The following is a 1,020-nucleotide window of genomic DNA, read 5'->3' on the forward strand; positions in this document are numbered from 1 at the left end:
GAGCTGATTGAGGGAGTTCGAGTTCACTAGGGTCTTGAATCTTTGGTTTGGGTGCTTCCAGTAGACGTTGCATCGTCTCAATTTGATTTTGATAAAAGGATTCACGCTCTTTTGCATCATCAAGCTGATTTTTCAGCATGTCTATCTGTTGCCTAAGTAGTAAAACTTCTGCCGAATTTGGACTGTCTATTTTTACAGATTCTTTTACATCTAGTTTTTTTGAAGGTTCGCCAAAAACACGGATAGCTTCAGCCAGATCAATTTTATTATCAGAATTTTTACTTAAAATTCCTTTCTTTATGTTGTTGTAAATCGTTTGTCTATTGATATTGTAAAGCTTAGAAAGCTCAAGAACTGTAAGGCTTTTCATGTGTAAATCTCTGCCTAATCTTGTAAAAAATTAGTGTCTATTAGACTGTCTAATAGACAAATCAGCAAGTCTATCTTCTATGCAGCTTTAAAGCCTACTTTTTGGAGATAAGGATAGAGTTCTTTAAACTTTTCTGGGTTTTGAAGCATTTCTGCAATGCGTACAGCGAATTGCGGATAGCTTTCTGTACCATGAGAATATTTTCCCATTTCAGGAAGTTCTGACAATTTATGGGAAAACAGATGGCGTTGAGCATCTGTCATTTTTGAGAAAATATCTATAGTGTCTGGGTCACGCTTATTTTTTATTGGCAGATTACTCGTTTTTTTCTGTTTGAAAGTGAATGAAAAACCTGAAATAGAACGCCCTTTTTTATGTTGCTCATATTTAGCTGTTATATCTGTTAACTCATTTACCTGCTTAAGAGCAAAATCTAAAACATATGTTTTAAAGTTACTCATTGTTTTGTATTGATGAGGTTTGACACCAAGTTGTTGTCTAAAGATAGATAGATCAAAAAGTGGCGTTTTTCCGGCAGATCTCCATTGAATTAATAGCTCGTATAGCCGAATAGCATATGAGCTACTTAACCTAGAAACCTGCTGCAATTCATATTTAGTGAAGTTTTCTTCAAGTCGAGTTATGAGTGG

The 1,020-nt window shown here is 34.9% G+C and carries 2 protein-coding genes; both read right to left on the minus strand.

Features of this window, described 5'->3' with window-relative positions; genetic code table 11:
* Window positions 1-370: plasmid replication DNA-binding protein (locus FTV31_RS17130; RefSeq protein WP_180015845.1), on the minus strand; the 370-nt coding region annotated here is incomplete at its 3' end.
* A 77-nt stretch (window positions 371-447) separates the two neighbouring features.
* Window positions 448-1,020: replication initiation protein RepM (gene repM / locus FTV31_RS17135; RefSeq protein WP_180015847.1), on the minus strand; the 573-nt coding region annotated here is incomplete at its 5' end.

Source organism: Acinetobacter sp. YH16031 (assembly GCF_013417335.1).
GTDB lineage: Bacteria > Pseudomonadota > Gammaproteobacteria > Pseudomonadales > Moraxellaceae > Acinetobacter.